Genomic DNA, 18,727 nt, shown 5'->3' with positions numbered 1-18,727 from the left:
GTCAGGCCCTTGCTTTTTGCAAAGGACAGCCCGGCAGGTGAGTGAGCTTTCCCGCGATCAGGAACGCCATGGCGATGAAGTGATCGGTGGTGCCATAACCACGCGCCTTGGCCTTGGCTGCTTGCAGCAGTGAGTTCACCGCCTCCACATAGCCGGTGTGCAGGTGAGAGGCATCAAACGCCTGGAGTATTCCCGCCCAGTGCTGCTGGATGGTCTTGGCCAGATCAGTGAAGGGCCGCAAGCGGCTGCGCTGTGCCCATCGCAGCCACTTTTTGATTGCCAGCTCGCTTTGTGCAGCCTGAGTCTGAGCGAGCGCACTGCGGTAGATGTCCCGCAGCGCCTCCTTCATCCGCCACGCCCTGGCGGTCTTCAATCGGGTGCGGGGCAGCCAATCCATCTTTGCCTGCTCTTTGTCCGTCCACTTGGCTTTGTCCTTGAGCCAGCACCAACGCGTCTTCTTGAGCCAGCGCTCGCCCCGGGCCTCATCCCGCCGCACTGCGTCCACGGCCCGGTTGGCCAGTTGCACCACATGGAATCCATCAAAGGCAATGGCCGCTTGGGGCAAGTGCTGGCCAGCTCCTGCGATGAAGGCCTTGGACATGTCCATGCACACCACTTGGATGGCTTCGGCCTTGCCTTGGTGGCTCTTGAAGTCCTCGGTAAATCTCTGAACCGTGCTGGCATCCTTGCCGGATGTGGCGTAGATCAGTCGCGCTCGCTCTAGATCGTGCACCAGGGTGATATAGCTATGGCCTTTGGCGCAACTGGTCTCATCGATACCAATGACCGCCACACCCGCGTAGCTCTCCTTGGCGCGCGCCAAGCCAACATGGGCATCGATCTGGCGCCACAAGGCGTTGTCCGCGCAGCGCAGGATGCGCGCACACGCGGCCACCGGCATCTCACGGGCCAGCGTCAGAGCCAGCGCCTCGAACATGAGCGTGAAGCGGCTGCCCTCTCGCGCCCAGGGAACACTCAGCTGGCTCGTAGAGCCGCAGGCGCTGCACGACACCCGAGGCAGAGCGCAGTGCACGTAGGCTTCAAACTGAAAGAAATCCAGATGCCGCCAGCTACGCTGGCGGTGGTCATGCAGTCTCTGGTCAGCTGCGGCGCAAACGGGACAGGCTGCACTGCCGGATTGCCAGACCACGTACAGGTCGATGCGGCTGCGCTCGACGTCCAGTGCAACACGCTCCACAGCCCAGGGCGCGGCCAGCCCCAACGCTTGGCAGAACAACGCTTCTTGCATCGGGAGGGCTCCTGTTCAGGGGGTGTCAATGGATTTATTTGAACTGTAGTGTTCCACCCGAAATGGAAGAGAGCCGATTTTTATGTACAAGAACAATCTGGAGAAAATCACCTCTGCCCGCCTCGTTCTCGACGGCTCCACCGGCGAAGGTGGCGGGCAAATCCTGCGCACTGGCCTGGCCCTGTCCATGGTCACCGGCCGCCCACTGCACATCACGCGTATCCGCGCCAGGCGACCCAATCCGGGCCTCATGCGCCAGCACCTGGCCTGCGTGCAGGCTGCGGTGGCCGTGTGCGGCGGGCAGGCCGAGGGCGCTGAGCTGAACTCACAAACGCTGGTGTTCACGCCCGGCGACGTGCGGGCGGGCGACTACCGTTTTCAGATCGCCACCGCAGGCAGTTGCCTGCTGGTGCTGCAGACGGTGCTGCCCGCGCTGATGCTGGCCGATGGCCCGAGCAAGGTCGACCTGGCGGGTGGCACGCACAACCCGATGGCGCCGCCGTTTGATTTTCTGGAACGCGCCTTTGCGCCGCTCATGCGGCGGCTAGGGGTGGGGCTGGAGCTGCAACTGCAGCGGCGGGGCTTTTACCCCGCCGGGGGCGGCGAGCTGGTGGCGCACATCACGCCCGCAACACCCACCCGACCTCTGTCACCGGTGGATGTGCTGGAGCGCGGCCCGTTGCACAACGGCTGGGGCGAGTCACTGGCACCCGGCCTGGCGCGCCATATTGCGACGCGGGAGCTGGAGGCGCTGGGCCAGCGCATGGGCTGGACGTTTGAGGGCGGCCAGTTGCGCCAGCCGCCCACACGCCAGAACGAAGGGCCGGGCAATGCGCTGATCGCCACGCTGGAGTACGCGCAGGTGACCGAGGTGTTTTGCCAGTTGGGCGAGCGCAGCCTCTCGGCCGAGCAGGTGGCCAAGCGGCTGGTGGACGAAGTGCGTGCCTACCAGCGCAGCACCGGTGCGCTGGGCCCGCACCTGGCGGACCAGTGGATGCTGCCGCTGGCCCTGGTGGTGTGGCGCAGCGGGCAGGCTGCCAGCTACACCTGCAGCGAGGTGACGCAGCACACGGACACCAACGCGCAGACCATTGCGATGGGCCTGCCGGTCCGGGTGCAGATCACTCCTGCAGCGGGCGCCATGCGCGTGGAGGTATCGCCCCTGCCGTGATGGGCGTTGCGGCGGCCCGCCCCATACCCTGGCTATATCCATATGGCCAGAGCCGTAGAACAAGTGGTTCAGAATGCGCCCCACAGACCTTCCCCTTTGTGTCCAACCCAACGCTTCACAGGAGACGCCATGAAAGTTGACAACATTCTGCAAACCATCGGCAAAACGCCCCACGTGCGCATCAATCGCCTGTTTGGCCCTGGCGCCAATGTGTGGGTGAAGTCGGAGCGCAGCAACCCCGGCGGCTCCATCAAGGACCGCATTGCGCTGGCGATGGTGGAAGACGCGGAAAAGTCCGGCGCGCTGAAGCCGGGTGGCACCATCATCGAGCCCACCAGCGGCAACACCGGCATCGGCCTGGCGCTGGTGGCGGCCGTCAAGGGCTATAGGCTGATCCTCGTGATGCCCGACAGCATGAGCATCGAACGCCGCCGCCTGATGCTGGCCTATGGCGCGCAGTTTGACCTGACGCCGCGCGAAAAGGGCATGAAGGGTGCGATTGCCCGCGCACAAGAGCTGCAGGCGCAGACGCCCGGCTCGTGGATTCCGCAGCAGTTCGAGAACCCGGCCAACATCGACATCCATGTGCGCACCACGGCGCAAGAAATCCTCGCCGACTTCCCTGACGGGCTGGACGCCATCATCACCGGCGTGGGCACAGGCGGCCACCTGACGGGTACTGCGCGCGTGCTCAAGGCGAAATTTCCGCAGCTCAAGGTGTTTGCGGTGGAGCCCACGGCCTCGCCGGTGATCTCGGGCGGCGCGCCCTCGCCCCACCCCATCCAGGGCATTGGCGCGGGCTTCATCCCCAAGAACCTGGACACCAGTGTGCTCGACGGCGTGATCCAGGTCGATGCCGAGCCCGCCCGCGAATACGCCCGCCGCTCTGCGCGCGAAGAGGGCCTGCTGGTCGGCATCTCGTCCGGCGCCACCTTGGCCGCCATCGCCCAGAAGCTGCCCGAGCTGCCCGCAGGCGCCAAGGTGCTGGGCTTCAACTACGACACGGGCGAGCGCTACCTGTCGGTGGAAGGCTTCCTGCCGGCCTGATGGCCGCCCACGCGCAGCGCGCTGTCACCAGGGCCCTTCGGGGCCCTTTTTTTTGGGCTGCGCAGCACAAGGCCACGGCCAGCCGTCCTACAGCGGCAACGCGCTCGGGCCAGAACAATCAAGGCTCGCACCGGCCCACCTTTGCGGTGGCTTCGCCGGAGCCCCTTCCAACGATTGCAACTGCCCATGGCCCCGAACTCCGCGACAGACTCCCAGCCTATTGCGTTCAAGGTGCTCACCGTGAACGTGCACAAGGGCTTCACCACCTTCAACCGGCGCTTCATGCTGCATGAGCTGCGCGAGGCCGTGCGCGACGTGGCGGCGGACCTGGTGTTCTTGCAAGAAGTGCTGGGCACGCACCACCGGCACGCCAGCCGGTTCGCCAACTTTCCGCAGGTGCCGCACTACGAGTTTCTGGCTGACACTATCTGGTCGCAGTACGCCTACGGGCGCAATGCGGTGTATGACAACGGCCACCATGGCAATGCGCTGTTGTCCAAGTTTCCGATCACGCACTACGAAAACCACGACATCTCGGTGAGCGGGCCCGAACGGCGCGGCATGCTGCACTGTGTGCTGCAGCCGCCTGTGCACCATCTGCCTGTGCATGCCGTGTGCGTGCACCTGGGCCTGCAGGAGTCGCACCGGCAGCACCAGCTGCGTCGCGTGTGCGATCTGGTCAACAGCTTTCCCGCCAATGAGGCCGTGGTGCTGGCCGGCGATTTCAACGACTGGCGCCACCGCGCACACGACATCCTGCACCGCGAAGCAGGCTTGCAGGAGGTGTTCGTGCAGGCCTTTGGCCGGGCGGTGCGCACGTTCCCGGCGGCGATGCCGCTGCTGGCGCTCGACCGCATTTATGTGCGCAACGCCACCGTGCACTCGCCGCTGGCGCTGCCCAAGAAGCCTTGGGACAAGCTCTCGGACCATGCGCCCCTGGCTGCGGAGATCCTGCTATGAAACGCCCTGCCTTCAGTACGCCCCGCGCCCTGCGCGCACCCCGGTCCTCGCGCTGGGTGCCCGGCAACCATTTTGAGTTGCTGGAAAACGGTGAGGAGTTCTTTCCCCGCGTGTTCCAGGCCATTGCCGACGCCCGGCGCGAGGTGATGCTGGAGACCTTCATCCTGTTCGAGGACAAGATCGGCCAGCAATTGCACGCCGCGCTGCTGGCGGCCGCCCAGCGTGGCGTGGAGGTGCATGTGCTGGTGGACGGCTTTGGCTCGCCCGATCTGTCGGACCGGTTTGTCGGCAGCCTGGTGGAGGCGGGCGTGCACTTTCGCATCTTTGACCCGGGCCGCCGCTTCCTGGGCCAGCGGCTGAACATGCTGCGCCGCATGCACCGCAAGATCGTGGTGGTGGACGGGCACCTGGGGTTCATTGGCGGCATCAATTACTCGGCCGACCATGTGGCCGACTTTGGCCCCGAGGCCAAGCAGGACTACGCCGTGCAGGTGCGCGGCCCCATCGTGGCGCAGATGCACCACTTCACCCGCGAGGCGGTGCTCAGCCGCCAGGAGCGCAAGCGCCACCAGGCCGCCGGCATCACCGGGCGACCACACGCGGGTACAGCGCACGCGATGTTTGTGACACGGGACAACCAGCAGCACACCAACGACATCGAGCGCCACTACCGCGTGGCCCTGCGCGCAGCGCGCAGCCGGGTCGTGATTGCGAATGCCTACTTCTTCCCCGGCTACCGCTTCATCCGCGAGATGCGGCGCGCCGCAAAACGGGGGGTGGACGTGCGCATCATCCTGCAAGGCCAGCCCGACATGCCCATCGTCAAGACGGCCGCCAGCCTGCTGTACGACCACCTGCAGCGCGCAGGGGTGCGGGTGTACGAATACTGCGACCGCCCGCTGCACGGCAAGGTGGCGCTGGTGGACGAGGACTGGTCCACCGTGGGCTCCAGCAACCTCGACCCGCTGAGCCTGTCGCTGAACCTGGAGGCCAACGTGATCATCCAGGACCGCGCCTTCAACGCCCACCTGCACAGGCGCCTGTCGCACCTGATGGAGCACAGCTGCAAGCAGGTGGAAGCCACCGCGCCCAGCCGCTGGAACGGCCTGCGCCTGCTGCGCAGCTACGCGGTGTTCCACCTGCTGCGCTGGTTCCCCGCCTGGGCAGGCTGGCTGCCCCGGCACAAACCCGAGATCACGCTCGCCAATCCGCGTACGGGTGCGGCAGAGCCCGCAGGCAGCCCCGCTACCTGAGCTGTCAGGCGCACACCATGGCCACCCCCACGCTGCACGCGGACCCCCAGGCGGGCGGCGCCGCCAACGCCATGCATCCGCCATCCCGCAAGGGCAGCAACCGCCACAGCGCCCGCAGCTGGCGCCACTGGCCGCAGCAGGCCTGGTGGCCCTGGCTCACGCGAGGGGTTGCCATCGCCTTCTTTGCGGTGGTGGCCGGGTTGATCTTTCGGCAGGCGCGCACGGTGGACTGGCCCGCAGTGCTGCAGGCGCTGCGCGATCTGCCCACCGCCGCACTGGCGCTGGGCGGCGTACTGGCGCTGCTGAGCCACTTCACCTACGGCAGCTTTGACTGGGTGGGCCGCCATTGCAGCGGCCACCGCCTGCCGCGTGGTACCACCCTGGCCATCGCCATGACGAGCTATCCGTTCACGCTCAACCTGGGCTCGCTGATTGGCGGCGTGGGCGTGCGCTACCGGCTGTACGACCGGCGCGGTGTGGACCCCGGCACCATCGGCCAGGTGGTGGGCACCAGCATCGTGACCAACTGGGTGGGCTACCTGATGCTGGCAGGCGTGCTGTCATGGCTGTGGCAGCCACCGGCAGTGGCCGGGTGGACGGTAGCGCCCTGGCAATGGCACTTGGGCGGCACGGTACTGGGCGGCCTGCCGCTGGCGTACCTGGCACTGTGCGCGGCGCGCAGGGGCCGCGCGCTCACGCTGCGCGGCCACGCGTTTCCGCTGCCGCACTGGCCCGTGGCACTGTGGCAAATCGCGGCATCGGCCACCAACTGGATGCTGATGGGCGCCGCCCTGTGGACGGTGCTGCAACACCAGGTGCCCTACCCCGCCGCCCTGGCCACGGTGCTGCTGGGGGCCGTGGCCGGGCTGGTGCTGCGCGTGCCTGCAGGCCTGGGCGTGCTGGAGGCCGTGGGCGTGGCGCTGCTGGCCACCGACGCATTGGGGCAGGAACAGGTGCTGGCGGCGCTGCTGGCCTACCGGGCGCTGTACTACTTTGGGCCGCTGGTGCTGGCGGCCGTGGCACTGGGTGTGGCCGAGCTGCGCCGGCGCCAGCGACCTGCCCAGGATGCCTAGTGGCGTCCTGAAGAAAAAATCAGCCAAAAGTGCCGAATGCGCTAGTGCAGCATACCTTGATTGCTCTCATTTTTATATAGCCAGGGCCTCCCGCACCCCGGTCGCGCAGGCCGACGGGGTTCCGCCCGCTGCGCAGACCCCGTATCATCCCGGCCCCACGCCATTGCTTTTCGCCCGATCGACACGGGCCCGCAAGACCATGATCCGACTCTCCGAAATCCGGCTGCCATTCACCGCAGCCGAAGCCCCCGAGGCGCCTCTGCGCGCCGCTGTCACCCACATCCTGGGCATCTCCGACGCCGACATCGCCCACCTGCACGTCTTCAAGCGGAGCTTTGATGCGCGCAAGGCCGATCTGCTGGCCGTGTACATCGTGGACATCACGCTGGCACAGCCCGAACGCGAAGCCGCGCTGCTCGAAAAGTTCGCTAGCAACCCGCACATCCAGCCCACGCCCGACATGGCCTGGCACCCCGTGGGCCAGGCGCCTGCGGAGCTGCCCCTGCGCCCCGTGGTGGTGGGCTTTGGCCCTTGCGGCATCTTTGCGGCGCTGGTGCTGGCGCAAATGGGTTTCAAGCCCATCGTGCTGGAGCGCGGCAAGACCGTGCGCGAGCGCACCAAGGACACCTGGGGCCTGTGGCGCAAGCGTGAGCTGCATGCCGAGAGCAACGTGCAGTTTGGCGAGGGCGGCGCTGGCACCTTCAGCGACGGCAAGCTCTACAGCCAGATCAAGGACCCGCGCCACCTGGGCCGCAAGGTGATGAACGAGTTCGTCAAAGCCGGTGCGCCCGAAGAAATCCTGTACGTCGCCCACCCGCACATCGGCACCTTCAAGCTGGTGAAGGTGGTGGAAAACCTGCGCGAGCAGATCATTGCACTGGGCGGCGAAATCCGCTTCGAGCAGCGCGTGACGGACGTGATCGTGGAAGGCACTGGAGATAAACGCCATCTGCGCGGCCTCAAGGTGCTGAACCAGGCCACGGGCGAGACCACCGAGCTGCGCGCCGACCACGTGGTGATGGCGCTGGGCCACAGCTCGCGCGACACCTTTGCCATGCTATACGAGCGCGGCGTGGCCATGGAGGCCAAGCCGTTCTCCATCGGCTTTCGTATTGAGCACCCGCAGGGCGTGATTGACCGCGCCCGCTGGGGCCGCCACGCGGGCCACCCGCTGCTGGGCGCGGCCGACTACAAGCTGGTGCACCACGCCGCCAATGGACGTGCGGTGTACAGCTTTTGCATGTGCCCCGGCGGCACCGTGGTGGCCGCCACCAGCGAGCCCCACCGCGTGGTGACCAACGGCATGAGCCAGTATTCGCGCAACGAGCGCAACGCCAACGCGGGCATGGTGGTGGGCATCGACCCGAGCGACTACCCGCAGGACGCGCAGGCGTTTGAAACCCACCTGGGTCAAACCTACGGCGTCGAAGCCCTGCCCGCAGGGCAGTACCACCCGCTGTCGGGCAGCGTGCTGCAGCGCCAGCTCGAATCCAACGCCTTTGTGCTGGGCGGGCGCGACTACAGCGCGCCGGGCCAGCTGGTGGGTGAGTTCATTGCGGGCAAGCCATCGACCCAACTGGGCAGCGTGGAGCCGTCGTACAAGCCCGGCGTGGCCCTGGGCGACCTGCACGCCGCCCTCCCCGGCTACGCCATCGAGGCGCTGCGCGAGGCACTGCCGGTGTTCGGCCGCAAGATCAAGGGCTTTGACATGCACGACGCCGTGCTGACGGGCGTGGAGACACGTACCTCGTCACCGCTCAAGATCGGGCGGGGCGAGAACCTGCAAAGCCTGAACACACCGGGGCTGTACCCGGCGGGCGAAGGCGCCAGCTACGCGGGCGGCATTCTGTCGGCGGGCGTGGATGGCATCAAGGTGGGCGAGGCCGTGGCGCGCAGCCTGCTCGGCGCAGCTGCATGATGCGGGCGCCAACCCCGCTGCAGTTTGCAGCGGCGGCTCTGGCCATGGCCGCCGTGGTGCTGGCGTCCAACATCCTGGTCCAGTTCCCCCTCAATGACTGGCTCACCTGGGGTGCCATCACTTACCCGGTGGCCTTTCTGGTCAGCGAGCTGGTCAACCGCGCCCACGGCCCGCAGCAGGCGCGGCGGGTGGCTTGGGTGGGGTTTGCGGTGGCCGTGACGGCCTCGCTGGTGCTGGCGCCGGTGCGCATTGCCATCGCGTCGGGCACCGCGTTTTTGCTCTCGCAGTGGCTGGACATCAGCGTGTTTGACCGTCTGCGCCATGGCACCTGGTGGCGCGCGCCGCTGGTGGCCACGCTGCTCGCAGCGGTGCTGGACACCGCCGTGTTCTGGAGCATCGCGTTTGCGGGCACCAGCGACCCGTGGATCACCTGGGCGTTGGGTGACCTGGGCGTGAAGCTGGGGCTGGGGGTGGCGCTGCTGCTGCCGTTTCGCCTGCTCATCGGCCGCCGGCTGGCCCCACCCCACCGCGCGGCCTGAGCCGCACGGCGCCCGTCTTCTTTCCGCTTCTTTTTACTTGCGCTGCAAAAAGTCCACGGCCAGCGCGGCCAGGCTGCGTGCGCCGGTAGGCAGCTGGTCTTCGTCGATGTCGAACAGCGCAGAGTGGTTGGGCGGGGCCTTGGCAAATTCCTTGCCTTTGGGCGGCGCGCCCAGGAAGTAGAAGAAGCCCGGCACGACCTTCTGAAACTCCGAGAAGTCCTCCGACCCAGCGACCTTGGGGATCACCATGGTCTTGCCGCCCATGGCCAGGTTCAGCGCGGGCAGCGAGGCCTGCGTGAGCGGCGCAGGGTTGGTGGTCACGGGGTAGGCCACGGGGCCAAAACGCACGCTGGCCTTGGCACCGCTGGCGGCGGCAATCGACTCGGCCGTGGTGGTGATGCGCTTGAGCGCTTCCTGGCGCATGTCTTCGTCAAAGGTGCGCAGCGTGCCCATCATCTCCACCTTGTCGGGGATGATGTTGTAGCGGGTGCCGCCCTGGATCTGGCCGATGGTGACCACCGCCGGTTCCTGGCTGATGTTGAGCTGGCGGCTCACCACGGTCTGCAGGCCCATCACCACCTGGCTGGCGGCCACGATGGGGTCGATGGTGGCCCAGGGCGAAGAGCCATGGCCGCCACGCCCTTCCACATGGATGGTGATGTTGTCCGACCCGGCCATCAGCGGGCCGCTGCGGTAGCCCACCACGCCGCCTGGCAGGTTGGAGGTGATGTGCAGCCCGTAGATGGCCTGCACGTCCTTGAGCGCACCGGCTTCGATCATGGCCTTGGCGCCGAAGCTGGGCACCTTGCCGTTGGCGTCGGGCTCCACGGGCGCGCCCTCTTCGGCGGGCTGGAAGATGAACTTGATCGTGCCCGGCAGCTGCGCCTTCATGCCCGCCAGCACCTCGGCCGCGCCCATCAGCATGGCGGTGTGGGCGTCATGGCCGCAGGCATGCATCACGGGCACTTCCTTGCCCAGGTAGTTGGCCTTGGCCTTGCTCGCAAACGGCAGGCCGGTGTTCTCGGGCACGGGCAGGGCATCCATGTCAGCGCGCAGGGCCACCACCTTGCCGGGCAGGCCGCCCTTGAGCGTGCCCACCACGCCGGTGCCGCCCACGCCGGTCTGCACGTCCATGCCCAGCTTCTTCAGGTGCTCGGCCACGAGCTTGGCCGTGCGCACTTCCTGGCCCGAGAGTTCGGGGTGGGCATGGATGTCGCGGCGCCAGTTGACCATCTTGGGCGCCACGGCCGTCACGGCGGCATCGATGGCCTGCAGGCCGGCGGCGTCCAGGGCCTGGGCCTGGGCGGACGGTGCGAACGTCAGCCCGCTGAGAAGCAGGCCGGTGGCCAGCGAGATGGCAGAGAGGGGTTTGTGCATGAGACAGATCCGTGCAGGAAGTGAAAACAAAAAGGAACGCGGCAAAAAACGCACGTTCATGCTAAGAGCCCACCCCACGCTGCAGACAAGCGAAAATGGCCATCCACAGAGCCAATATCGCCATGCCCCGTTCTCCTGTCCCCTCTGCGACGGCGCCGGTTTTTCGCATCGACATCCCGCTGCTGCCCGAATCGGCGGTGGGCAACGCACTGCAGTTCATCGACCTCTTGCGCAGCGCCAATCTGCTGGCCGGCTTGCGGGGCGGCGCTGGCTCGCCCCGTCTGGCCTGGCGGCTGCTGGACGCCCAAGGCCAGCCGCTGGCGCACCAGCCGGGCCCGCTGGCGGCCTACACGCAGCCCCCGGCGGCACCTGCCGAGGGGCCGGCATTCGTCTGGTTCATCCCCTCCTTCCACGCCGCCGACATCCCCGGCATCCGCAGCGTGGCGTCGCGCCACCGCGCCCTCTCGCGCCAGATCGGCATTGCGCTGGATGCCGGGCACAAGGTGCTCACCGTCGGCAACGGGGCCTGGCTGGCGGCGCAAAGCGGGCGCCTGCAGGGCCGCCGCTGCGGCCTGCCGTGGTTCTACCTGGCCGGGTTTGAGCGCGACTTTCCCGCCATCGACCTCGATGCAGGCCACGACCTGATCGATGACGGCCCCTGGCTCAGCTGTGCGCTGCCCCACAGTCTGGGAGAAATGGCCATCGCCCTGGTGCGCCACGCACTGGGCGACGCGCTGGCCCAGACCTGTGCCAGCGTGCTGCGGCCCGACCACGAACGCGCCCGGGCTGCGCTGCAGGCCAACGCGCAGCAACACATCCCCGCGACGCGCGACAGCACCCTGGCCCGCGCCATGGCCTGGATGGAGACCCATCTGGACGAGCCCTACTCGCTGGCCCGGCTGGCCGAGGCGGCGGCGGTGAGCCCGCGCACTTTGCTGCGGCACTTTCAGCTGGAGCTGTCGCAGTCGCCGCTGGACCACCTGCACAGCCTGCGCTGCGCACGCGCCAAGGTGCTGCTGGAGGTGACGCTGGAGAGCGTGCCCAGCATTGCCACGGCCTGCGGCTATGCCGACCCGGCGGCGTTCCGGCGCATCTTTGTGCGCTACACCGGCATGGCACCGGCCGAGTACCGCAAGCGCCATGCACTGCGCGCGCCGCGCAGGCGCTGGCGGGTGGATCTGACGTGAAAGCCCGGTGTACTCTCGCCTAGCGAGGCAGCCCGTTGCCCGAAGGCAGGCGAAACGCCTCCACCAGCTCGGCCAGCTGCTGCGCCTGCACCCGCAGGCCCTGGGCGGCGGCGGACGACTCCTCGACCAGCGCGGCGTTCTGCTGAGTCATCTGGTCGAGCTGCGAGACCGCCTCGCCCACCTGACTCAGGCCCGTGGTCTGCTCGCGGGCGGCAGTGCTGATCTCGCCAATGATGGTGGCCACCTGCTGCACGGACTGGACGATCTCGCCCATGGTGCCGCCAGCGGCGTGGACCAGCTGCGTGCCCTCGTCCACCTGCCGCACGCTGTCGCTGATCAGCCCGCCGATCTCCTTGGCCGCCGTGGCCGAGCGCTGGGCCAGGCTGCGCACTTCGCTGGCCACCACCGCAAAGCCCCGGCCCTGCTCGCCCGCACGGGCGGCTTCTACGGCCGCGTTCAGTGCCAGGATGTTGGTCTGGAACGCAATGCCATCGATCACGCTGGTGATGTCGGCAATGCGGCGCGACGACAGGGCAATGCCGTCCATGGTGCCCACCACGCGGTCCACCGCCTCGCGCCCGCGCTGGGCGACGCTGCTGGCACCAGCGGCCAGGGTGCTGGCCTGCGCAGCGGCGTCGGCGCTGTGGCGCACGGTGGCCAGCAGTTCTTCCATGCTGGCGGCGATCTCTTCGAGGTTGGAGGCCGTCTGCTCGGTGCGGGCTGACAGGTCGCTGTTGCCCGCCGCGATCTCGCTGCTGGCCCCGGCCACCGACGTGCTGGCCTGGCGCATGCCCACCACCAGCTCGGCCAGCCGCGCCTGCATGCCGCCCAGGCGCGCCAGCAGCGCTTGCAGTTCGTCGCGGTTACCCGCCTGCGGCGCGGGCACGGGGGAGGTGAGGTCGCCTTCGGCAATGCGGTCAGTCACTTCGGACGCATGGGCCAAGGGCTGCAGGATGGAGCGCGACAGCAGCCAGGCGCAGGCCAGGCTCAGCAGCAGGCCCACCAGCGAGCCCGCTGCCAGCAGCGTGATGCCCTGGCTTTCGCTGCGGGCGGCAGCGGCGCGCGCCTCGGCCACGCGCTGGCGCTGGTAGTCGGCCAACTTGTCCACGGCCGCAGCGTAGGCGTCGGCGGCAGGGCGCAGCTGGTTGGCAATGGCGTCGGGCGGCAAAGCCTCGCCCGCCTTGCGGCGCTTGACGAGGTCGTCCCGCACCGTGCGAAAACCGTTGCCGGCCTTGTCGATGGCGTCGAACAAGGCCTGCGATTCCGGGTCCGCCGCCAGCTCGTCCAGGCGCTTGCGCACTTCGGACGAGCGGGCTGACGTGGTCTTGCGGTCGGCGTCGATGCGCGCCGCGTAGTCGGGGTTGTTGTCGATCTCCAGCAGCGTTTCGGCGCGGGCGGAGCTGAGCACCACGATGGCGTGCAGCTCCCGCGCCAGCAGCGCGCGCTCGGACGACGCACCGCCCAGGTCGTCCGCAATGTCCTGCAGCCCGGCCAGCCGCCAGATGCCCACCGCCGCCGACAGGGACATGACGAGGCAGACCACACCAAAAGCCAGGGCCAGGCGGACGGCAACACGTGCGTGGGAGATGGACATGGGAGGCTCTCGTGAGGGTGAATGGGACAACGCGGGCCTACCGTTCAGGGTGGCAGGCGTTGGGAATGTATCGACAAAAGGTTACAAGTCCTTGAGCCGGCCCACAACAGGCCCCACCCTGCCGGAGCGCCAAAGCAACAGCCGCCCAACAGCCGCCCGCACACCCACAAAAAAAGCCGCCACAGTGCAAGACTGTGGCGGCCCTCGGGTCGGTCAGGCGCAGCGCCTGCAGCGGGTTATTGCTGCTGGGCGTTTTGCAGCGCAGCAATGCGCTCTTCGATGGGCGGGTGGGTGCTGAACAGCTTGCCAATGCCACCGGCAATGCCCATGGCGGCCACGCTCTTGGGCAGCTCGCCGGGGTGCATGCCGCCCAGGCGGGCCAGCGCGTTGATCATGGGCTGGCGGCGGCCCATCAGCTGGGCAGCGCCTGCATCGGCGCGGAACTCGCGCTGGCGGCTGAACCAGGCCACGATCATCGCGGCCACAAAGCCCAGCACGATGTCGAGCACGATGGTGGTCACGTAGTAGCCGATGCCAGGGCCCGAGCTGTTCTCGTCGTTCTTGCGCAGAAAGCTGTCCACCGCGTAGCCAATGACGCGCGACAGGAACACCACAAAGGTGTTCATCACGCCCTGGATCAGCGTCATGGTCACCATGTCGCCATTGGCGATGTGGGCCACCTCATGGCCGATCACGGCCTCGACCTCTTCGCGCGTCATGCCCTGCAGCAGGCCGGTGGACACGGCCACCAGCGCCGAGTTCTTGAACGCGCCCGTGGCAAAGGCATTAGGGTCGCCTTCGAAGATGCCGACTTCGGGCATGCCGATCTGGGCCTGGTCGGCGAACTTGCGCACGGTCTCGACGATCCAGCGCTCGTCCGGCGAGCCGGAGCCGTCGATCACGCGCACACCCGAGGTCCACTTGGCCATGGGCTTGCTGATGAGCAGCGAGATGATGGCGCCGCCAAAACCCATGACCAGCGCGAAGCCCAGCAGCGCGCCCAGGTTCAGGCCGTTGGCCGTGAGGTAGCGGTTGACGCCCAGCAGGCTGGCCACCACCCCCAGCACGACAACGACGGCCAGGTTGGTCATCACAAACAAAAGGATCCGCTTCATGGAATGGTTTCTCCGTGGGGTAAACAACAACAAGTGTTTGCTGGCTCAGATGGGGGCCGGGTGCCGCGCTTCAAGCGCCGCCACCCTCGGTGACAACGGCACCCGCCCCATGGCCGCGATTGCATCGCGCTATGGTAGGTGCAAACCCCGGCCAGGGCCTTATCACACAAGGCTTGGCGGGAATTACGGCACAGGCGCTGCCCGCAAGGGCCGGAACACCTGGGCGTCGTCATAAAAGCCCGGCGCCTCATTGGCAGGCCACCAGCCGGGCACGCCCAGCACCGGCAGCGGCGTGAAGGGCTTGGTGGACCATGCCGAGGCGTCCACCTGATCGGCCAGCCAGCCATCCACATCCGCTATTGAATTCATAGCTACTGGCGCATGAAATACGTGCGCCACCATGGGTTTTCGTGGAGCCACCAGCTTTTCGAGCAGCGCGTGCCCGAACAGCACCAGCCGGGCCTCGGCCCACAGCGGGCGCAGGTCGATGAACAGACGCTGCCAGTCCCGCGCCCGGAGCGCATCCCACAGGGCATCGGGCGCCTGCAGCAGTGCGCCGTTTTCATCGAAAACCGTGACGGCATCGCGCAGCGGCCCGCGCACGGCCTGCACGCCATCGGCGGCGATGGCCTGGGCCTGCAGCTGGTTCAGGCGCCGCTTGGTGTGCGGAAACCGCAACCACACCAGGCCGTTGAAAAAGTCGTGCAGGTTGTCGCGCGTGGGCACGCGGCGGGTGTCCCAGATGTGCTGCTCGTAGGCGGTGCCTTCGGGCAGGTCGGACTGGGGGACAAAGCGGAAAGAGGCCGTGGAAAATACATTCAGCGCCTCAGCTACCGGCTTTCCATCGAACACTACACGCTGAACACGGACGCCCAGATCGCGAACTGCGCTTAGCCAAGGCGCGCCCCAATCAATCCTTTCCATTCGCAGCAGCACGTCGTGGGGGAATATTGGTGGCCACGTTGGGCGCGCAGGGCTCAATGTAGGTGACTTGTGTAGGCTGCCCTTTGGGAGAAAGCTTGAAATGGGAAGGAAACTGTCCAAAAAAGGCAGTCGACTTGGTCGTTTTCCCCAAGATGGCTTTCTGACGCAATACTGGGACGACTTGGCTAAGCATCTGCGGCCCGAGCCTCAAATCCGGCACAGCCTTCAACACTCGCTGAACCATCTCAGAAGAAGGCATTGCAGGCAAAGCCGAAGCGGTATCTCTAGAGGCTTTGGCTACTTGCTTCGCCTTAGCATCAGAGATGTAGGCGATCTGGTTCGGCTGCCGCAAAGGTTGCAGCTGAAAGCGGCCGCCACACTGCGCGAACCACACCGAGGTCTTCGTGGTCTTCCCCAACACACCCCGCTGACGCAACGCGGCTACCACCTGGCTGAGGTGCTGGCTTTGGCCATTGCGCAGTGATGGCACAGCCTGAAGCACTTGCTCGACAAGGTCTTGTTGGTTTGAGGACTGCGGAACTAAAGCGGTGGACTCGGAGGCTGCTCCAATGACCGGACGAATCTGGCCGCCAGAGGATTGAGCCTCGGCAATCAAAGAAAGATTCAGATCGGTAGCTACTGGGACCTCTGGCTCCACTATCTTTGAAATGACCGGGCTCTGCGGCTTTTCCACCACCTCCAGCAAGATCACGTCGTCATAAAAGCTCTCGGGGTTCGCAAAAATTTTGTTGGACAGGCTGAAACAAAGAACATGACAACCGCGCTCTCTGACCCAGGTCGCTAAGGGAACAAAGTCCGCGTCGCCCGAACAGATCGCCACTGTGTCGATGTCTTGAGTGCAAACCGCCTCTACCGCATCAATCACCAAGGCGCTGTCCGTAGTGACCTTGTTCACGATCATGTTGCTGACCGGGCGAACACCGTGGCGCCACAGCACAGATTCGATGCCTTTGAGGCTATCAACCCGGCCGTAAGCGCGCTTGTAAAGCACGCGTTCAGCACGATGACGCAAATCCATCAGAACGTGGTCCAACGCCGTCGCATCATTCAGGTTGTCCGCGTCGATGAAGACGGCCATGTTCCTGGCCGTCCTAACCTTGCGCGGCTCCTGCGGCAAGGTCATTGCGTCATCCGCCACGGCAGGGCTTCACCGGCGCGCAGGGGCTTGAGTTCGGCCTCGCCAAACGCAAAGCTGTCGGGTGGTGTCCACGACTCTCGGCGCAGGGTGATGGTGCCGGTGTTGCGCGGCAGGCTGTAGAAGTCCGGGCCGTGGAAGCTGGCAAAGCCTTCGAGCTGGTCGAGCGCACCGGCGTTGTCGAATGCCTCGGCATACATCTCGATGGCCGCATGGGCGGTGTAGCAGCCCGCGCAGCCGGTGGCGTGTTCCTTGAGGTGCGCGGGGTGGGGTGCGCTGTCGGTGCCCAGAAAGAACTTGCTGCTGCCGCTGGTGGCGGCCTGCACCAGGGCCACGCGGTGCGTTTCGCGTTTGAGCACCGGCAGGCAGTAGTAGTGCGGGCGCACGCCGCCGATGAAGATGGCGTTGCGGTTGTACAGCAGGTGGTGCGCAGTGATGGTGGCGGCCGTGAAGCGGTCGGCCTGCATCACGTAGTCGGCCGCGTCCTTGGTGGTGATGTGCTCGAAGACGATCTTCAGCTCGGGGAAGTCGCGGCGCAGCGGGATGAGCTGCTGCTCGATGAACACGGCCTCGCGGTCGAACAGGTCGATGTCACTGCTGGTCACCTCGCCATGCACCAGCAGGAGCATGCCGGCCTTCTGCATGGCTTCGAGCGTCTTGTAGGTCTTGCGGATGTCCGTCACGCCCGCATCGCTGTTGGTGGTGGCGCCTGCGGGGTAGAGCTTGCAGGCCACCACGCCGGCCGCCTTGGCGCGCACGATTTCTTCGGGCGGCAGGTTGTCCGTCAGGTACAGCGTCATCAGCGGCTCGAACTGCATACCGGCGGGCACGGCGGCCAGGATGCGCTGCTTGTACGCCAGGGCCTGCGCGGCCGTGGTGACCGGTGGGCGCAGGTTGGGCATGATGATGGCGCGGCCGAACTGGGCTGCGGTGTGCGGCACAACGGTGTGCAAGGGCTCGCCGTCGCGCACATGCAGGTGCCAGTCGTCGGGGCGGGTGATGGTGAGGGTTTGGGGGGCTGCAGTCATGGGCGTGATTGTCCCATTGTGGGCAAGAGACTCCCAAACGCTCTCATTTTCATAGCTATCGAGGCATATGAACGTAGCGCTACCGAGCAAAATCGCTCAAAACCGGCGCGCTACGGACAGGTGGACCGGTTTATTCGGCTGTAATGCCCGCGCGTTTGACGACTGCGCCGAACTTCACCATGCGGTCGGCCATCATCTTTTCGAACGCAGCGGGCGGCATCTCTTCCGGCACGATCACTCCGCGATCCTTGAGGTTGGCCACCATGGCGGGCGATGTGGCCACTTGGCGCACGGCCTTGTACAGCGTCTGCACCACCGCATCGGGTGTGCCCGCAGGCGCGGCCAGGCCCGTCCAGGAAGTGAGGTTGAGCTCGGGGTGACCCACCTCGGCCATGGTGGGCACATCGGGCAGCTGCGGCAGGCGCTGGTCGGCGGCCACGGCCAGGGCGCGCACCTTGCCCGCCTGGATGTGCGGCAGCATGATGACCAGGTTGTCGAGGATGAACTGCACCTCGTTGCCCAGCACGCCCGTGATCAGCGGCGTGCCCCCACGGTAGGGAATGTGCGTGGTGAACACGCCCGTGGAGACCTTGAGCATTTCCACATTGAGCTGGCCCATGCTGCCCACTCCGCCGCTGCCGTAGTTGAGCTTGCCGGGGTTCTTCTTGGCGTAGTCGATGAACTCCTTGAAGGTCTTGAACGGCAGGCTGCTATGCACCACCAGGGCATTGGGCTGGCGGCCCAGGATGGCGATGTTTTCAAAGTCCTTGATGGGGTCGTAGCCGATTTTGGGCTGGGTGAGCGGGTTGGCCAGGTGGCTGCTTTGCGACGAGACCACCAGGGTGTAGCCGTCGGCCTTGGAGCGCGCCACATACTGCGCACCCACCGAGCCCCCGGCGCCAGCGCGGTTTTCCACCACGATGGGCACGCCCAGCACGCGCGACAGCGGCTCGGAATACTGGCGCGCCATGATGTCCACCGACCCGCCGGGCGGGAACGGCACCACCAGCGTGATGGGACGCGACGGGAACTTGTCCTGCGCCAGGGCGGGCAATGCAGCAAGGCCTGCGAGGCCCAGGCCAGTGGTCAGGAGATGGCGGCGGGAAGGGGTGGCGGTCATGGCAGTCAAGGAACTC

At 66.6% G+C, this 18,727-nt stretch carries 16 protein-coding genes; 8 read left to right on the top strand and 8 right to left on the bottom strand.

Going from position 1 to position 18,727, the window contains the following annotated elements:
- Position 1: 1 nt before the first annotated feature.
- A complete protein-coding gene (locus tag ACOYR4_RS03955) occupies positions 2-1,249 on the bottom strand; it encodes an ISL3 family transposase (RefSeq protein ID WP_422847186.1) in 1,248 nt (415 codons plus the stop codon).
- Positions 1,250-1,331: 82 nt separating this feature from the next.
- Here ACOYR4_RS03955 and rtcA point away from each other — a divergent pair, with 82 nt between their 5' ends.
- From rtcA to ACOYR4_RS03920, 7 genes are all read left to right on the top strand, one after another.
- The gene (rtcA, locus tag ACOYR4_RS03950) at positions 1,332-2,420 is read left to right on the top strand and encodes an RNA 3'-terminal phosphate cyclase (RefSeq protein WP_422848715.1); all 1,089 of its coding nucleotides are present in this window, start codon (positions 1,332-1,334) and stop codon (positions 2,418-2,420) included.
- 129 nt (positions 2,421-2,549) lie between these two features.
- Positions 2,550-3,467 (top strand): cysteine synthase A, encoded by a 918-nt coding sequence (cysK, locus tag ACOYR4_RS03945; protein ID WP_295943195.1) that lies wholly within the window; start codon positions 2,550-2,552, stop codon positions 3,465-3,467.
- A 186-nt stretch (positions 3,468-3,653) separates the two neighbouring features.
- Positions 3,654-4,427 carry an endonuclease/exonuclease/phosphatase family protein gene (locus ACOYR4_RS03940; RefSeq protein ID WP_422848714.1) on the top strand — a complete coding sequence of 258 codons (774 nt, stop codon included), beginning with the start codon at positions 3,654-3,656 and terminating at the stop codon, positions 4,425-4,427.
- Positions 4,424-5,680 (top strand): cardiolipin synthase ClsB, encoded by a 1,257-nt coding sequence (clsB, locus tag ACOYR4_RS03935; protein WP_422848713.1) that lies wholly within the window; start codon positions 4,424-4,426, stop codon positions 5,678-5,680. Before ACOYR4_RS03940 ends, clsB begins: the two co-directional genes overlap by 4 nt.
- 17 nt (positions 5,681-5,697) lie before the next feature.
- Positions 5,698-6,753 (top strand): lysylphosphatidylglycerol synthase domain-containing protein, encoded by a 1,056-nt coding sequence (locus ACOYR4_RS03930; RefSeq protein ID WP_422848712.1) that lies wholly within the window; start codon positions 5,698-5,700, stop codon positions 6,751-6,753.
- A gap of 199 nt (positions 6,754-6,952) precedes the next feature.
- A complete protein-coding gene (locus tag ACOYR4_RS03925) occupies positions 6,953-8,671 on the top strand; it encodes an NAD(P)/FAD-dependent oxidoreductase (RefSeq protein WP_422848711.1) in 1,719 nt (572 codons plus the stop codon).
- Entirely contained in the window at positions 8,668-9,210 is a 543-nt protein-coding gene (locus ACOYR4_RS03920) for a VUT family protein (protein WP_422848710.1), read from the top strand. The genes ACOYR4_RS03925 and ACOYR4_RS03920 overlap by 4 nt, the downstream gene beginning before the upstream one ends.
- A 33-nt stretch (positions 9,211-9,243) precedes the next feature.
- Here ACOYR4_RS03920 and ACOYR4_RS03915 read toward each other — a convergent pair whose 3' ends face one another.
- Positions 9,244-10,587, bottom strand: a complete 1,344-nt coding sequence (locus tag ACOYR4_RS03915) for an amidohydrolase (protein WP_422848709.1) — start codon at positions 10,585-10,587, stop codon at positions 9,244-9,246.
- A 122-nt stretch (positions 10,588-10,709) separates the two neighbouring features.
- Between ACOYR4_RS03915 and ACOYR4_RS03910 the strand changes: the two genes are divergently transcribed.
- Positions 10,710-11,774: a GlxA family transcriptional regulator gene (locus ACOYR4_RS03910; RefSeq protein WP_422848708.1), complete on the top strand. Its 1,065-nt coding sequence runs from the start codon at positions 10,710-10,712 to the stop codon at positions 11,772-11,774.
- A 19-nt stretch (positions 11,775-11,793) separates the two neighbouring features.
- Here ACOYR4_RS03910 and ACOYR4_RS03905 read toward each other — a convergent pair whose 3' ends face one another.
- The 6 genes from ACOYR4_RS03905 to ACOYR4_RS03880 form a co-directional block, all read right to left on the bottom strand.
- Entirely contained in the window at positions 11,794-13,368 is a 1,575-nt protein-coding gene (locus tag ACOYR4_RS03905; RefSeq protein WP_422848707.1) for a methyl-accepting chemotaxis protein, read from the bottom strand.
- A 236-nt stretch (positions 13,369-13,604) separates the two neighbouring features.
- On the bottom strand, positions 13,605-14,483 hold the full coding sequence (htpX, locus tag ACOYR4_RS03900) for a protease HtpX (RefSeq protein WP_060983910.1): 879 nt from the start codon (positions 14,481-14,483) through the stop codon (positions 13,605-13,607).
- Positions 14,484-14,666: 183 nt separating this feature from the next.
- Positions 14,667-15,407, bottom strand: coding sequence for a DUF3025 domain-containing protein (locus tag ACOYR4_RS03895; RefSeq protein ID WP_422848706.1), 741 nt, complete (start codon positions 15,405-15,407; stop codon positions 14,667-14,669).
- Positions 15,394-16,506 carry an NYN domain-containing protein gene (locus tag ACOYR4_RS03890; RefSeq protein WP_422848705.1) on the bottom strand — a complete coding sequence of 371 codons (1,113 nt, stop codon included), beginning with the start codon at positions 16,504-16,506 and terminating at the stop codon, positions 15,394-15,396. Before ACOYR4_RS03890 ends, ACOYR4_RS03895 begins: the two co-directional genes overlap by 14 nt.
- A gap of 41 nt (positions 16,507-16,547) precedes the next feature.
- On the bottom strand, positions 16,548-17,591 hold the full coding sequence (pyrC, locus tag ACOYR4_RS03885; protein ID WP_422848704.1) for a dihydroorotase: 1,044 nt from the start codon (positions 17,589-17,591) through the stop codon (positions 16,548-16,550).
- 130 nt (positions 17,592-17,721) lie between these two features.
- Positions 17,722-18,711, bottom strand: coding sequence for a Bug family tripartite tricarboxylate transporter substrate binding protein (locus ACOYR4_RS03880; protein ID WP_422848703.1), 990 nt, complete (start codon positions 18,709-18,711; stop codon positions 17,722-17,724).
- Positions 18,712-18,727: the final 16 nt, after the last annotated feature.

The sequence above is a fragment of the Acidovorax sp. M14 genome (assembly GCF_049331375.1).
Classification (GTDB): Bacteria; Pseudomonadota; Gammaproteobacteria; order Burkholderiales; family Burkholderiaceae_C; genus Acidovorax.
The sequence above is the reverse complement of the archived record's forward strand: the minus strand, read 5'-3'. Positions and strand labels throughout refer to the sequence as shown.

Bases quoted from the DNA above. Each gene is read 5' to 3' on its own strand.
- ACOYR4_RS03955 (WP_422847186.1), bottom strand. From the start codon at position 1,249: ATGCAAGAAGCGTTGTTCTGCCAAGCGTTGGGGCTGGCCGCGCCCTGG.
- rtcA (WP_422848715.1), top strand. From the start codon at position 1,332: ATGTACAAGAACAATCTGGAGAAAATCACCTCTGCCCGCCTCGTTCTC.
- cysK (WP_295943195.1), top strand. From the start codon at position 2,550: ATGAAAGTTGACAACATTCTGCAAACCATCGGCAAAACGCCCCACGTG.
- ACOYR4_RS03940 (WP_422848714.1), top strand. From the start codon at position 3,654: ATGGCCCCGAACTCCGCGACAGACTCCCAGCCTATTGCGTTCAAGGTG.
- clsB (WP_422848713.1), top strand. From the start codon at position 4,424: ATGAAACGCCCTGCCTTCAGTACGCCCCGCGCCCTGCGCGCACCCCGG.
- ACOYR4_RS03930 (WP_422848712.1), top strand. From the start codon at position 5,698: ATGGCCACCCCCACGCTGCACGCGGACCCCCAGGCGGGCGGCGCCGCC.
- ACOYR4_RS03925 (WP_422848711.1), top strand. From the start codon at position 6,953: ATGATCCGACTCTCCGAAATCCGGCTGCCATTCACCGCAGCCGAAGCC.
- ACOYR4_RS03920 (WP_422848710.1), top strand. From the start codon at position 8,668: ATGATGCGGGCGCCAACCCCGCTGCAGTTTGCAGCGGCGGCTCTGGCC.
- ACOYR4_RS03915 (WP_422848709.1), bottom strand. From the start codon at position 10,587: ATGCACAAACCCCTCTCTGCCATCTCGCTGGCCACCGGCCTGCTTCTC.
- ACOYR4_RS03910 (WP_422848708.1), top strand. From the start codon at position 10,710: ATGCCCCGTTCTCCTGTCCCCTCTGCGACGGCGCCGGTTTTTCGCATC.
- ACOYR4_RS03905 (WP_422848707.1), bottom strand. From the start codon at position 13,368: ATGTCCATCTCCCACGCACGTGTTGCCGTCCGCCTGGCCCTGGCTTTT.
- htpX (WP_060983910.1), bottom strand. From the start codon at position 14,483: ATGAAGCGGATCCTTTTGTTTGTGATGACCAACCTGGCCGTCGTTGTC.
- ACOYR4_RS03895 (WP_422848706.1), bottom strand. From the start codon at position 15,407: ATGGAAAGGATTGATTGGGGCGCGCCTTGGCTAAGCGCAGTTCGCGAT.
- ACOYR4_RS03890 (WP_422848705.1), bottom strand. From the start codon at position 16,506: ATGGCCGTCTTCATCGACGCGGACAACCTGAATGATGCGACGGCGTTG.
- pyrC (WP_422848704.1), bottom strand. From the start codon at position 17,591: ATGACTGCAGCCCCCCAAACCCTCACCATCACCCGCCCCGACGACTGG.
- ACOYR4_RS03880 (WP_422848703.1), bottom strand. From the start codon at position 18,711: ATGACCGCCACCCCTTCCCGCCGCCATCTCCTGACCACTGGCCTGGGC.